The organism is Methylobacterium sp. 13MFTsu3.1M2 (assembly GCF_900112625.1).
In the GTDB taxonomy this organism is placed as follows: Bacteria; Pseudomonadota; Alphaproteobacteria; order Rhizobiales; family Beijerinckiaceae; genus Methylobacterium.
Window position 1 is genome coordinate 248,617 of record NZ_FOMM01000006.1, and the last position, 13,773, is coordinate 262,389.

The 13,773-nt window shown below is 73.7% G+C and carries 12 protein-coding genes; 9 read left to right on the forward strand and 3 right to left on the reverse strand.

What is annotated here, in order from left to right:
- Positions 1 to 166 precede the first annotated feature (166 nt).
- On the forward strand, positions 167 to 352 hold the full coding sequence (locus tag BM314_RS07030) for a hypothetical protein (protein WP_091977606.1): 186 nt from the start codon (positions 167 to 169) through the stop codon (positions 350 to 352).
- A 43-nt stretch (positions 353 to 395) separates the two neighbouring features.
- Here the strand turns inward: BM314_RS07030 and BM314_RS07035 are convergent, their stop codons facing one another.
- Together BM314_RS07035 and BM314_RS07040 are read right to left on the reverse strand one after the other, a co-directional pair.
- The gene (locus BM314_RS07035; RefSeq protein WP_056524616.1) at positions 396 to 2,033 is read right to left on the reverse strand and encodes an acyl-CoA synthetase; all 1,638 of its coding nucleotides are present in this window, start codon (positions 2,031 to 2,033) and stop codon (positions 396 to 398) included.
- 106 nt (positions 2,034 to 2,139) lie between these two features.
- A complete protein-coding gene (locus tag BM314_RS07040; RefSeq protein ID WP_020095561.1) occupies positions 2,140 to 2,700 on the reverse strand; it encodes a PAS domain-containing protein in 561 nt (186 codons plus the stop codon).
- Between the two features lie 372 nt (positions 2,701 to 3,072).
- Here BM314_RS07040 and BM314_RS07045 point away from each other — a divergent pair, with 372 nt between their 5' ends.
- The 8 genes from BM314_RS07045 (at position 3,073) to BM314_RS07080 (ending at position 11,712) form a co-directional block, all read left to right on the forward strand.
- The gene (locus BM314_RS07045; RefSeq protein WP_012318487.1) at positions 3,073 to 3,720 is read left to right on the forward strand and encodes a ParA family protein; all 648 of its coding nucleotides are present in this window, start codon (positions 3,073 to 3,075) and stop codon (positions 3,718 to 3,720) included.
- Positions 3,704 to 4,027, forward strand: coding sequence for a ribbon-helix-helix domain-containing protein (locus tag BM314_RS07050; protein ID WP_020095560.1), 324 nt, complete (start codon positions 3,704 to 3,706; stop codon positions 4,025 to 4,027). Before BM314_RS07045 ends, BM314_RS07050 begins: the two co-directional genes overlap by 17 nt.
- A 467-nt stretch (positions 4,028 to 4,494) precedes the next feature.
- A complete protein-coding gene (locus BM314_RS07055) occupies positions 4,495 to 5,871 on the forward strand; it encodes a septal ring lytic transglycosylase RlpA family protein (protein ID WP_091977608.1) in 1,377 nt (458 codons plus the stop codon).
- 183 nt (positions 5,872 to 6,054) lie between these two features.
- Complete coding sequence (locus tag BM314_RS07060) at positions 6,055 to 7,299, forward strand: D-alanyl-D-alanine carboxypeptidase family protein (protein ID WP_091977610.1); 1,245 nt, start codon at positions 6,055 to 6,057, stop codon at positions 7,297 to 7,299.
- A 10-nt stretch (positions 7,300 to 7,309) separates the two neighbouring features.
- A complete protein-coding gene (gene tmk / locus BM314_RS07065; RefSeq protein ID WP_091977642.1) occupies positions 7,310 to 8,032 on the forward strand; it encodes a dTMP kinase in 723 nt (240 codons plus the stop codon).
- 180 nt (positions 8,033 to 8,212) lie between these two features.
- Complete coding sequence (locus BM314_RS07070) at positions 8,213 to 9,265, forward strand: DNA polymerase III subunit delta' (RefSeq protein WP_091977611.1); 1,053 nt, start codon at positions 8,213 to 8,215, stop codon at positions 9,263 to 9,265.
- A 147-nt stretch (positions 9,266 to 9,412) separates the two neighbouring features.
- Positions 9,413 to 9,997 carry a MarR family winged helix-turn-helix transcriptional regulator gene (locus BM314_RS07075; protein ID WP_091977613.1) on the forward strand — a complete coding sequence of 195 codons (585 nt, stop codon included), beginning with the start codon at positions 9,413 to 9,415 and terminating at the stop codon, positions 9,995 to 9,997.
- Positions 9,994 to 11,712, forward strand: coding sequence for an FAD-dependent monooxygenase (locus tag BM314_RS07080; RefSeq protein WP_091977614.1), 1,719 nt, complete (start codon positions 9,994 to 9,996; stop codon positions 11,710 to 11,712). The genes BM314_RS07075 and BM314_RS07080 overlap by 4 nt, the downstream gene beginning before the upstream one ends.
- A gap of 107 nt (positions 11,713 to 11,819) precedes the next feature.
- Here the strand turns inward: BM314_RS07080 and BM314_RS07085 are convergent, their stop codons facing one another.
- Complete coding sequence (locus BM314_RS07085) at positions 11,820 to 12,794, reverse strand: helix-turn-helix domain-containing protein (protein ID WP_091977616.1); 975 nt, start codon at positions 12,792 to 12,794, stop codon at positions 11,820 to 11,822.
- Positions 12,795 to 13,773: the final 979 nt, after the last annotated feature.

The following is a 13,773-nucleotide window of genomic DNA, read 5'->3' on the forward strand; positions in this document are numbered from 1 at the left end:
CGGCGACCGGGATCGCGGCCGAGCCCGGCCCTCCGCGCATGCCAGGCGCGACCGCGGCGGCGCTGGCGCGGCGCGGGCGACGCGCCCACTTTGGGGAGGCACCGGCGCCACAGCGGCGCCCCCCGCCCGGATCGCCCGCGGCGGGGCGAAGCCAAGGACTCCCGCCGTGGATCCCGAAACCGCCAAGACCCTGGTCTCCGCCGCCCTGGTCGCGTCGATCACCCTGTTCAGCCTCGTGTCGCTCCAGGCGTTCGTCGCCCAGATCCTGGCCGACCTCCGCGACGCCGGGTCCGCCCCGAAGCCCGTGCCGGTGCCGGTGCGCGCCGACCGCCGGGATCCGCCGCAGGCCTGACCGGCCCGCCGCTCCGATCGACGGGTGCCGGGCCGGGCGCGGATCAGGCCCCGTCCTGCCGGGCCCGCTCGCGCAGGATGAACTTCTGCACCTTGCCGGTGGAGGTCTTCGGCAGCTCGCCGAAGACCACGTGGCGGGGGAGCTTGTAGGAGGCCAGCCGCCCCCGGCACCACTGGATCAGCTCGTCGGCCGTGGGGGTCGCGCCGGCTTTGAGCTCGACGAAGGCGCAGGGCGTCTCGCCCCACTTCGCGTCGGGCTTGGCCACCACCGCGGCCGCGGCCACTGCCGGGTGCTTGAACAGGGCGTCCTCGACCTCGATCGACGAGATGTTCTCGCCGCCCGAGATGATGATGTCCTTCGAGCGGTCCTTGAGCTGCACGTAGCCGTCCGGGTGCTTCACCCCGAGGTCGCCGGTGCGGAACCAGCCGCCCTTGAAGGCGGCCTGCGTGGCCGCCGGGTTCTTGAGGTAGCCGCGCATCACCACGTTGCCGCGCATCATCACCTCGCCGATCGTCGCCCCGTCGGCGGGCACCGGCTCCAGCGTCTCCGGGTCGCGCACGTCCAGGGCCTCGAGCACCGGGTAGCGCACGCCCTGGCGGGCCTTCCGGGCTGCCCGCTGGTCGGCCGCCAACGCGTCCCAGTCGGCGTGCCAGGCGTTGACCACCGCCGGGCCGTAGCTCTCGGTCAGGCCGTACAGGTGGGTCACGTCGAACCCGGCCTCCGACATGCCGGCCAGCACCGCCTCCGGCGGCGGGGCCGCGGCGGTGAAGAAGGCGACGCGCCGGGGCAGGTCGCGGCGCTCGGCATCGGGGGCGTTGATCAGCATCTGCATGACGATCGGCGCGCCGCAGAGATGCGTGACCCCGTGCTCGGCCATCAGCCGGTACATCGTCTCGGCCCGCACCTGCCGCAGGCAGACATGGGTCCCGGCCACGATCGACAGGGTCCAGGGGAAGCACCAGCCGTTGCAGTGGAACATCGGCAGGGTCCAGAGATAGACCGGGTGCTGGCCGAGCCCGCCCGTGATGACGTTGCCGAGGGCCAGCAGCGCCGCCCCGCGATGGTGGTAGACCACGCCCTTCGGGTCGCCGGTGGTGCCCGACGTGTAGTTCAGGGTGATCGCGTCCCACTCGTCGTCCGGCAGCCGCCAGTCGTGCTCCGGGTCGCCGCCGGCCAGGAAGGCCTCGTAGTCGGTCGCGCCCAGGCGGGCGCCCGGGCCGTCGTACTCGGGATCGTCGACGTCGATCACGAAGGGCTTGGGCTCCAGCCCCTCCAGGGCCCCGGCGGCCGTCCGGGAAAACTCGCGGTCGGTGATCAGCACCTTGGCCTCGCCGTGCTGCAGGCAGAAGCGGATCGCGTCGGCGTCGAGGCGGGTGTTGAGGGTGTTGAGCACCGCCCCGGTCATCGGCACGCCGTAGTGGCACTCGATCATCTCGGGGGTGTTGGCGAGCAGCGCCGCCACGGTGTCGCCGCGGCCGATCCCGCGCGCCGCCAGCGCCGAGGCGAGGCGGCGGGCCCGGGCGTAGACCTCCCGGTAGGGCCGCCGCAGGGGGCCGTGGACCACCGCGACGTGGTCGGGAAACACCCGCGCGGCCCGGTCCAGGTAGAGCAGGGGCGTCAGCGGCTGGTGGTTGGCCGGGACGCGGTCGAGGTCGCGGTCGTAGATCGTGTCGCGGGCCATCCCCGTCCTCCCGGCAAAGTGTTGCCGGGACAGTAGCTTGCCGGAACGGGCGCGATCAATCGGCCCGGCGGGGCTTCCGCGCCCCGTCGCGCGCTCAGTGGCGCGCTCAGTGGCGCGGCTCGTCCTCGGGCTCGGGCAGGAAGCGAGCGAGCTCGAAGCCGATCTCGATCATCAGGTGCTCGATCCGGTCGGTGAGCGACGGCCGGTGCAGGGCGCGGGCGAGGTCGCGCAGGGCTATGACGTGCTCGGCCATCCGGTTCACCACCCGCTCGCTCTGCACGAGGTTGGCGGCCTGCTCCTCGGTGCGGTCGATGGCGATGCCGCGCCCGCGGGTCGCCCCGCCGGCGGGGTCGCGCTCGATCCGGCCGCGCATCAGCAGCGTGCGGATCCCGGTGCGGGTGTCCTTCGTGCGGAACTCCGCCTCGACGGGACCGCCGGTCTCGGCCACCGCGTGGAGATAGCTCTCGATCCGGACGCGGTCCTCGGGATGGGTGCGGTCGAGGAAGGCCTCAAGAGACACGCCGGCGGCGGCCGCCTCGGGGTCCAGGCCGAGCAGATCCGCGAGCGGGGCCGAGAGCGCCAGCTGCCCCGCCCAGTAATCGTGGGCCCAGGTGCCCACGACGCCGGAGGCCTCCAGAATGGATTGCGGGATCGGGGCTTCGGACATGCCATTCCTCGATGGGGCGATCCTTGTCTTTAAACTTGAGGTTTTCACCCCCACCAAGCTCCTCGTCTCACCCGCGCTCACGCTACGGTATCCGGGCGTCGCTGGAAAGGCTGTTAACCCTCTATATGCCAAGAATCTTAACTTGAAGTTTAGACCGCTGTCCTGCTGCCGCACTGGGCGGGGATATCCGGGAGGGACCGTTGTCTTAACGGCTCGTTAACCATGTCGGCCCCAACCTGTGCCCCGACATCCTTGGGTCACAGGATCGCGGCACGCCGCGAATCCCATACCTGAGGTTGGCACAGACGGCGCGGCGACCGGCAGTTGCGGGCGCCCGGACGGATGCATGGGGCCTTCTGGAGGACGCCCGGGATGAAAGCGATCACCTTCGTCACGCAGAAGGGCGGCAGCGGCAAGAGCACGCTGTGCATCTCACTGGCGGTGGCCGCCCGGGAGGCGGGCCACACGGTCTGCATCCTGGAGATGGACCGGCAGGCCACGATCTCCGACTGGCTGGACCACCGCACGGCCGACGGTCCCGAGGTGGCGCAGATCGACGCCACCCAGATCGACGCCGTGATGGAGCGCCTGCGCGACTCCGCCTACGACTACGTGTTCATCGACACGCCCGGCGTCGATTCCACCGGCACCCTCTCGGCGATCCGCGCCGCGGATCTGTGCATCATCCCGTGCCGGCCGACCCCCGCGGACCTGCGGGCGTTCAAGCCGACCCTGGCCGCCGTCTACCGGCTGGAGAAGAAGTTCGCCTTCGTGCTGAACCAGACCCCGCCGCGCTCCTACCGGGTCCGCGACGCCGCGGACGGGCTCGCGGTGCTGGGCATCCTGCCCGACGTGAACATCGTCGCCCGCACCGACCACCAGGACGCGATCGGCCTCGGCCAGGGCGTCACCGAGTTCAACCCCAAGGGCCAGGCCGCCGGCGAGGTCCGCCGCCTCTGGTCGTGGATCGAGCGCCGCACGCAGTCCCTGAGGACGGGCCAGCATGTCCAAGCCGCCTAAGCTCAGCCTCGCGGCGATCGTGGCCTCGGCGAGCCCGCCGGCCCGGCCCCAGGCGGCCCGGCCGCAGGGCGCCGAGATCGTGTCGCTCACCCTCGCGCCCCCGGCGCCGAAGCAGGCGGCCACGCTCAAGCAGCGCGCCCGCCAGATGTCGGTCTACCTGGAGCCGCCGGTCTACGACCAGCTGCGCGACCTCGCCTACGCCGAGCGGACCAAGATGCACGCGCTGATGCTGGAAGGCCTCGACCTGCTGTTCAAGCAGCGGGGCGCCCAGTCGATCGGGCAGCTCACCGACACGCAGTCCCGCTGAGGGCGAACTCGGCCTTCGGGCTATTACACCCGGGGCGGCGCGGCCGCTCCGGAGCGTGCCGCTGCTGCGCGCGGCGCCTTCCGGCCCTCCGGGACCGCGGCGCCGCGGAGGGCCGGCGCGGATCAAGCGGCCGCGGCCTCCGCACCGGCTCGGTCCCGAGCCATCGCGATCCTGGCCCCGCTCCCACACGGAAAAGTGGAGCGCCGCGCCCGGGGGCGGTCGGACGGGCGCGCCAGTAAGAATTTGAAAAATCCGTTCCCGAACAAGATGTTGCCCGTCGATCCGCGCGCAATGCTCGAGAACCGACCGGCCGCGCGGCCCGCTTCCTGAACCCGGCCGCAGCCCATCGTTCAGGCTTCCTTTACGCGACCGCTACAAATCTGGGTGGACCGATCGCGGCCCCGTGCACGCGGCCGGCTCCGGTCCGGTCGGGCCCCGCTCACGCGTAGAGTTTGGTGAACCCCACGATGGTGCGCACGACGCTTCCCCGGCCGGCGCGCCTCGCCCTGCGGCTCATCGCCGTCTCGGGCGTGGCCCTGGCCACGGCCAACTGCGCGACCTCGCCCCAGCAGAAGCTCGCCGCCGGGAACGGGATCGACCCGAAATACGGGGTCAAGGCGAGCCCGCGCCTCTACAACGAGGGCGACGTGATCCCGAAGGGCGGCGGGCGCCGCTACACCGGCAAGCCCTACGTGGTGGCCGGGCAGACCTACGTGCCGAAGGAGAATCCGAGCGGCTACGTGCGCGAGGGGCTCGCCTCCTGGTACGGCTCGGCCTTCCACGGCCGCATGACCGCCAACGGCGAGGTCTTCGACCGCCACTCGATCGCCGCCGCCCACCCGACCCTGCCGCTGCCGAGCTACGCCCGGGTGACGAACCTCGAGAACGGCTACTCGATGCTGGTGCGCGTCAACGACCGCGGCCCCTACCATGCCGGCCGGGTCATGGACGTGTCGGAGGATGCGGCCGAAGCGCTGGGCTTCCACCGCAGGGGCACCGCGCGGGTGCGCGTCGAGTATGTCGGCAAGGCCTCGGTGGCCGGCAGCGACGACCGCAAGCTCCTCGCGAGCCTGCGCACCGACGGGCGGCCGGCCGGCCGCTCGACCGTGATGATGGCCGATCTCGGCCCGACGGAGGACACCGAGCGCTACACGCGCTCAGCCCCGGCTCTGGCCTTCAGGCCCGCCCAGGAGGCGGAGGAGAGCGGGACGGAGGCCGGGACGGCGGCCGGGAAGGCGCCCGCCGAGGCCCCGGCCGCCCGGCCCGAGCGGGCGGCGCCGGTGCGCGCGCCGATCGTGCTGGCCTCGGCCGCCGTGACGGTCCCGGCGGCCGTGCAGCCCACCGCGTCGCGGGTGCGCGAGTTCCGGCCCGCCCCGGTGCCGGCCGTCGCCGCCAGGGGCGGCCTCGGGGCCGGGACCCTGAAGGTCGCGGGCCTCAACCCGGCCCACACCCCCGGCCTCGCCCCGGCCGCGCCGCCGGCGCACGGTCATGCCGGTGGGAAGGCCGGCCCGAAGGCCGGCCCGGCCCTCGCCGAGGTCCATCGCCGGGCGATCCCGGCGCCCGGGACCGTGAAGCTCGCCAAGGCGTCGTCGGGCCCGTCCTCCGCGCCGCACGGCGCGTCCCCGGCCGCGATGCCCGCCGCGATGCCGGCCTCGGCCAAGCTCGCCATGGCGCGCCTCGCCGCGGTGCCGGCCAGGGCGTCGGCCACGAAGGCCAGTGCGCCGGCCGCGAACGGCTCCGCGACCACCTCTGCCAAGACCGCCCCCAAGGCCCCCGCCGCCAAGGGGCCGGCCACCAAGACCGCCGGCAAGGCGGGACACGCCCGCCTCGCCGGGATCTACTGACGGCGGCGCCTGGGCCGACCCGCGGCCGCCCGACGGGTCCGGCGGCCCATGTGGCGGTCGATGTGGCGGCCGATGCGGCATTTCGCATTCGATCCGGCGCCGAAACCGTAATATGGTCACGCTTGTTATTGGGATACGGGCGGGACGCTTCCGGCCCGACGGCAGGCGCGGGACGGAACGGTGATGCGCAGACCCCTTCTCACCCTTCTCGCGGCCGCCTGCGCGCTGGGCGCCGGCCTCGCCGCCGCCGCCGCGCAGACTTTCCAGACCGCGGCCCCGCACGCGATCCTGATCGACGCCGATTCCGGCTCGGTCCTGTTCGAGAAGGCCGCCGACGAGCGGTTCTCGCCGGCCAGCATGGCCAAGCTCATGACCACCGACATCGTGTTCGAGGCGCTGAAATCCGGCCGCCTGTCGATGGACACGGAGTTCACCGTCACCGAGGACGCGTGGAAGCGCGGCGGGGCCGGGGGCGGCGGCTCGTCGATGTTCGCGCAGGTGAACAGCCGCATCAAGATGTCGGACCTGCTGCGCGGCCTGATCGTGCAGTCGGGCAACGACGCGGCCATCACCATCGCGGAGAACATGGCCGGCTCCGAGGAGGCCTTCGCCGGGCTGATGAACCAGCGCGCCAAGGAGATCGGGCTGACGAACTCGACCTTCCGCAACGCCACCGGCTACTCGGCGCCCGACCAGAAGGTCACGGCCCGGGACATGGCGAAGCTCGCGCTGCACATCATCGACACCTACCCGGACTACTACAAGATCTTCGCCGAGAAGGAGTTCACCTGGAACAAGATCCGCCAGCAGAACCGCAACCCGCTGCTCGCCCTCGACATCGGCGCGGACGGGCTCAAGACCGGCTACCTGGAGGAATCCGGCTACGCGCTCACCGGCTCGGCGGTGCAGAACGGCCAGCGGCTCGTGCTGGTGGTCTCGGGGCTCAAGACTGCCCGGGACCGCGCCTCCGAGTCGCGCAAGCTGATGGAGTGGGGGTTCCGCGCCTTCGAGCCCCGGCAGGTCTTCGCGCCGGGCGAGACCGTGGCCGAGGCCTCGGTGTTCGGCGGCCAGTCGGGCTCGGTGCCGCTGGTGGCGAAGAAGCCCGTGCGGGTGCTGCTGCCGCGGGGCTCCAGCGACCGGGTCAGCGCCAGGGCGATCTATACCGGGCCGCTCATCGCCCCGGTGGAGGAGGGCCAGCGGGTCGGGATCCTGCGCGTCCAGCGCGGCGACACCGTCGCCCTCGACCAGCCGCTCTTCGCCGGCGCCGCGGTGGAGCCCGGCACCCTGTCGCAGCGGGCGATGGACGCGGCGCTGGAATTCGGCACCGGCCTCGTCCGCAAGGCCTTCGACCGGGCCGGCAAGGGAACCGACAAGGGAACCGACAAGGGCGGGGACAAGGGTGCTGCCGGGGCGGCCAACCCGTCGTGACGGCGCGCGCGTGACCGGGCCGCTGTCCGGGGATCCCGCCGGGGCGGGCGGCACCTTCATCACCGTCGAGGGCGGGGAGGGGGCCGGCAAGTCGACCCAGATCGCCCGCCTCGCCGCGACCCTGCGCGCGCGCTCGGGGCGGCCCGTCTGCGTGACGCGCGAGCCCGGCGGCTCGCCGCGGGCGGAGGAGATCCGCACGGCGCTGCTCGACGGCGTCGCCAAGCCCTACGGCCCCTTCGCGGAGGCCCTGCTGTTCAGCGCCGCCCGGATCGACCATCTCGACCGGCTGATCCGCCCGGCGCTCCGCCGGGGCGAGACCGTGCTGTGCGACCGGTTCATCGACTCGACCCGGGCCTACCAGGGCGCCGCCGGGGGGCTCGATCCCGGGCTCGTGGACGCCCTGGAGCGGGTCGTCGTCGGCCCGACCCGGCCCGATCTCACCCTGATCCTCGACCTCGCCCCCGAGTCCGGCCTCGCCCGCGCGGCCGGGCGCGGCGCCCGGACGGGGCAGGGGGCCGACCGGTTCGAGGCCGAGGCCCTCGACTTCCACGTCCGGCTGCGGGAGGCCTTCCTGGCGATCGCCCGGGCGGAACCGGGGCGCTGCGCGGTGATCGACGCGTCCCGCGATCCCGACACGGTCGAGGCGGCGATCCGCGCCGCCGTCGCGTCCCGGCTGCCGGCGCTCCTGCCCGACCGGCCGGCGGGGGCGGGCCGGAGCGGCGACGCCGCGTGAGCGGCCGTACGGGCGTGGCCGGTCCCGGCCCGACCGGTCCCATCCTGGCCGGCGGCCGTGTAAGCAGTCGCGCGGGCGCGCCGCCCAGATCGGAGCCCGCCGGCCCGCGCCGTGAGACCCACTCCATGAAGCCCGCCCGTGAAGCCCGCCCCGTGAGACCCGCCCCGTGAGACCCGCCCCGTGAAGCCCACCGACCGCGCCGCCGACGACGTCGAGCCCGGGGACCTCGCCGGGATCCCGCGCCCGCGCGAGACCCTCGGGCTCGTCGGCCACGCGGCCGCGGCCGACGCCTTCGCGGCCGCCATCGCGGCGGGGCGCCTGCACCACGCGTGGCTGATCGGCGGCGCCCCCGGCATCGGCAAGGCGACCCTGGCCTACCGGGTCGCCCGGCGCCTGCTCGCCTACCCGGGGGGCGGGGGCCCGGCGGGCCTCGCCGTGCCGGCGGGCGACGCCGTCCTCGGCAAGGTGGCGGGCCTGTCGCACCCGAACCTCGTGGTCCTGCGCCGCCACCGGAGCGCCGGCGCCAAGACGCTGCCGACCAAGATCTCGGTCGACGCCGTGCGCCGCGCCCTCGACCTGTTCGCCTCGACGGCCGCGGATTCGGGCTGGCGCGTCTGCATCCTCGACAGCGCCGAGGACCTGAACGCCAACGCCGCCAACGCGCTGCTGAAGGTGCTGGAGGAGCCGCCGCCCCGCGCGCTGTTCCTGATCCTGTCCCACCAGCCCGGCCGGCTGCTGCCGACCATCCGCTCCCGCTGCCGGGCGCTGATGCTGCGCCCCCTCCCGGCCGAGGACGTCGCCCGGGTGGTGCGCGGCCTGCCCGAGCCCTTCGCGCAGCCCGACGAGACCGCCCTGGCCCGGGCACTGGCCCAGTGCGAGGGCTCGGTCGCCCGCGCGCTCGCGATGCTCGATCCGGTCACCGCCGGCCTCGTGGCCGAGATCGAGACCCTGCTGGCGCGGGCGCGCACGCCCGACTGGGGCCGGGTGCTCAAGCTCGCCGAGACCCTGGCGGGCCGCGACGCCGAGGCGCGGTTCGAGGCCGCCCAGGACGCGGTGCTGCGCTTCGTCTCGGCCGAGATCGACCGGCGCCGGGACGAGCCCCCCGCCCGCCTCGCGGCCCTGGTGGAGGTCGCCGACCGGTTCGGCCACGCCGCCCGGGAGGCGGCGATCTACAACCTCGACCGGCGCCCGGTCGTGCTGTCGCTGTTCGGGGATCTCGCGGCGGTGGCTTAGGGCCCGGCGGGCACCCGTCCCCGTCGCCCGTATCCGACATCCGGATCCGGCCCGCCGCCGGCGTGGAACCGTCCGGCGCCGGCGCCGTTGTCCGCGCGATGACAGCATACTGTCATTCTGACAATATCCTGCCACAAGGACGCGTCCATGGAGCCCGACCCGCCTCGGACAGCCCGCGACCGCGACCGGACCCGGCACGCCCTGTCGGACCTCGTGGTCGCGGTGTTCCGCCTCAACGGCGACCTGCTCGCGGCCGGCGACACGCTGGTGCAGGATCTTGGGCTCACCAGCGCCCGCTGGCAGGTGCTGGGGGCCATCGCCCTCGCGCCGGCGCCGCTGCCCGTCGCCCACATCGCCCGCAACATGGGCCTCGCCCGCCAGTCGGTGCAGCGCCTCGTCGGCGAGATGCGGGCCGACGGGCTGATCCGGCTCGCGCCCAACCCCCACCACCGCCGCGCGCCCCTCGTGGCCATGACCCCGCGGGGCGCGGAGGCCTATCGGCAGGCGATGGCGCGCAACGCCCTCTGGTCGGACGGGCTCACCGAGGGCCTCGCGCCCGAGGCCGTCGAGGCCGCCGCCGCGCTGCTGCAGGGCCTGCAGCGGCGGATCGGCGCCTCCCACGCCGCCATCGCGTCCATCGCCGCGGAGGCCCGGCAGGAGACCCCGCACGAGACCCCGCACGAGACCCCGCACGAGACCCGACAGGAAAGCCGACAGGAGACCGACCGATGACCGACGCCCACGCCGCCCCGGGCTACGACGCCGACGTGATCGTCGTCGGCGCGGGCCCCGTCGGCCTGACCGCGGGCTGCGCCCTGCGCCATCACGGCGTGTCGTGCCTGATCCTGGAGCAGCGCGCGGAGGTCAAGGCGTACTCGCGGGCCAACAATCTCTGGGCCCGCCCGCAGGAGCTGCTCGCCGGCATCGGCCTGCGCGACGCCCTGGCGGAGAATGCCTACGCGGTCCGCACCATCAACTTCTTCGTCGACGGCGCGCCGACGACGCCGATCCCCATCGCCGACGTCGCCAGCCCCTATCCCGACGTCCTCTACAGCGGGCAGGACGTGATCGAGCGGACCCTGACCGACGCGTTCGAGGCCCGCGGCGGCCGGCTGGACCGGGGCTGCACGGTGACCGGCATCGACCAGGACGCGGCGGGCGTCACCGTGACCCTCCGGCGGGGCGCGGACGGGCCGGAGACGCGGCTGCGCGCCCGCTACTGCGTGGCCGCCGACGGGGCCCGGAGCACGGTCCGCGCCCGGCTCGGCCTGGATTTCGAGCCCGAGCGGCTCGCGGGCTGCATGAACCGGCAGGTCGACGCCCGGCTGTCCTGGCGCCGCGGGTCCGAGCCGGACCAGCTCTGGTTCTTCTACTACCCGCGCGGCTTCGCCGGCATCATGCCGGTCTGGGGCGGCTACCACCGGCTGTTCTTCCTGGCCGACGACGCCGGCGTGCCGGACCGCGACCCGACGCTCGCGGAGATCCAGGCCCTCGCCCGGGAGGTCACCGGCGACGAGACCCTCACCCTGAGCGACCCGCAATGGCTCACCCACAGCCGCTTCGCCTACGGGGTCTCCCCCGGCTACGCGCGGGGCCGCGTGTTCCTGGCGGGCGATGCCGGGCACCTGTCCCTGCCGATCGGCGGCCAGGGGATGAATGCCGGCCTCCACGACGCGGTCGAGATCGCGTGGCGGCTGGCCATGACCCTGCGGGGCGAGGCGGCGCCCGCCATCCTCGACTCCTACGACGGCGAGCGCGGCGGCGAGCACGCCCGGCTGAGCGCCCAGCAGGTGCGCGGATTCCGGTGGACCGTCTATCGCGGCCCCGTCACCGACACGGTGCTGGGGCTGGCCGCGAAGGCGCTGCCGAACCTGGGCTCCCTGCTGCAGGGGACGGACGACATGCAGCAGATGGGCGTCGCCTATCCCGGCAGCCTCCTGAACGCGGATCACCTGTCGGGCCTCGCGAACCTGACGCACCTGCTGCGGCCGGGGCCGAAGCCGGGCCAGCGCGCGCCGGACGCGCCGGTGACGCGGGACGGGGTGCGCACGCGCCTGTTCCCGTTCCTCTACAACCCGGACGGATGGACGACGGGCTGGGCGCTCCTGTGCTTCGACGGACGGTCGCCGGAGGCGGCGCCCGCCCTTCTGGAGGCGGTCCGGGCCGTGGCGCCCTGGCCCTGGCTGCGTCCGCGGCTCGTCCTCGCCGGCCCCCTGATCGCGGCGGCGGAGGTGCCCGTCCTGTCGGATCTGGACGGCCGGGCACACGGCGCCTTCGGGCTGGAGGGCCAGCCGGCGCTCGTGCTGGTGCGCCCGGACGGGCACATCGCCTTCCGGAGCGGCGCGGACCGGACCGACCGCCTGATCGCGTATTGCCGCGCGCTCTTCGACGCGGCGGGGCGCGCGGCCGGGGAAGCGGTGCGGCCGGAGGCGGCCTGCGCCGGGTGAGGGCGGCGGGGGCCGGGACGTCGGAGCCGTGCCCCGGGGCACGGCACCGCCCCTCGTCCCGGCGCCGCGTCCCGGCCGCCCGCGACCGGCACCGGAGTCGCGGCGTCTCACGGATCCGGCCGGCTGCCGGACAGGCGCAAGATCGCGGCTTCCCTGTAGGCGCGGGGCGACAGGCCGTGGCGGTCCTTGAAGCGCCGGGCGAAATGGGCCTGGGTCGCGAAGCCGCACTCGTAGGCCACGACGCCGATCGGGCGGTGCAGGCTGACCGGATCGGAGAGGCGCCTGGCCGCCGCCGCGAGGCGGCGCTCCCAGATCCAGTCGGAGATGTGCTGGCCGCGCTCGTGGAACAGTTCCTGGAGCCGGCGCAGGGACACGCCCATCGCGGCGGCGAGCCGGGGCGGATCGAGGGTCTGGTCGCCGAGATTCGCCTCGACATGGGCCTTGGCGCGCTGGACCACGACGCTGCCGTGCAGGGAATGCGGCACCTCCCGGGCCATCCGATCCGCGAGCGCGGCCACGATCAGATCCACGCCGATGGTCGCCATGCGCTCCGCCGCCTCGGGGGAGAGCTGCCGGTTCACCCGGAGCAGATCCCCGAAGAAGGTCGTCACCAGGCGGGTCGTGGCCGATCCGGCGGGCATCGTCAGGGCCGTGAACAGCCGGGCCGGTCCGAGCAGGCCCTCGAGGCGCTCCCGCGGCAGGGCCATGACCAGGGTCTGGCCATCCGTGCGCGCGTCCAGCACGCCCGGGTGATGGTCGATGACGGTGAGGTCTCCCGTCCCCTGCACCGCCTCGCGGCCGTGCTGCTGAAAGGTGGACGCGCCGGCGAGACGGAAGTTCAAGCGGATCAGCCCGTCAGGCCGGCGCCGGACCGTATCGGCGGTGATCGTGGTCGTGAGGGCGCTCTGGGTGATCCGGATCAAGGTCAGCGGGCCGACGGCGCCGATCTCGATCTCGCCCGCGAACGGCCCGTCGGCGCGCCGCCGCTGCTCGATCGGCCCGATCCGTTCGGCGACGACCTCCTGCCAGAGCTTGAAGCGCGTCCGGGGATGTGTCCCGGCCGTCGAGAAGACCCGGCGCATCAGGCCGCTCGGAGAGGCGCCGGCGCGCGGCCTCCGGAGAACCCGTCCGTTGCGCGGAGCCGGATGCCCCGGAGCGTGACCTGAAGACAAGTCATCGACGACAGATAGATCACATCGCCCCATATTTGATCGACCAATTCAGAAATAATCGACTTATTTTCTCTGTTATTCGCAATATATCGAACCGTGTACGGCCATAAGTCCGATCTCTATAGACATTTCATCGACAAAGATCCGGCAATACCGATTCGAATCGCTCATATGTCACCTCCTGCGTCCCTCAAGCTCCGAGAATAACTTAGCGAACGGATCTGCGTCCGCTGACGCTCGGCATTCCGGGCCGATGTGACGTCGATGACGGCCGTGCGTGGTGCACCGACCCGGAAGCGCGACGGAACGCCGGCAGGGCTCGGCCCACGTGACGGTGCCCGCGGCCGATGAGTCTTCGGCACCGACGTCCTTGCGAGCGGAGCGAAGCGAGCCAGCAGCGCGACCTTGCCGATGGTGAGCCGCCCTGGGTCGCTTCGCTGCGCTCGCGATGACGGAGAGGCGCGTCGACAGCGCTGCGCCGCTCAGTTTTCCTTGACAATGTTCCTATTTTGTGCTTCCTGACCGCACCTGTCCGCGGCGGCCCGGTAGCGATCCCGGGCCGTCCTTCGGGGGCCCGCCCGGTGGCTGACCGTGCAGGTCCGGGGACGGGGCGGCGCCCGCGTCGGTGGCTCTCAGCCGCCATCGCCCCGGGCGACGGACCGGTGCGGGGCGTGCCTCGGATGCGGGCGTGAGACCGGGCGGCACTCTGCCCGGCGGGGTGAGGAAATGCCCCCGCGCCGACCCGCCTCTGGGCCGACCCTGAGCGACCTGCGGACCCGCCCACTACGAGGCGGGGGACGGCTGGAAGGCCACGGCGCCGATGCGGGTTCCGGAGGTGCGGGCACGGCGTGCGAGTACGGCGTGCCTGCACCTCGCCCGAGACCGCTCA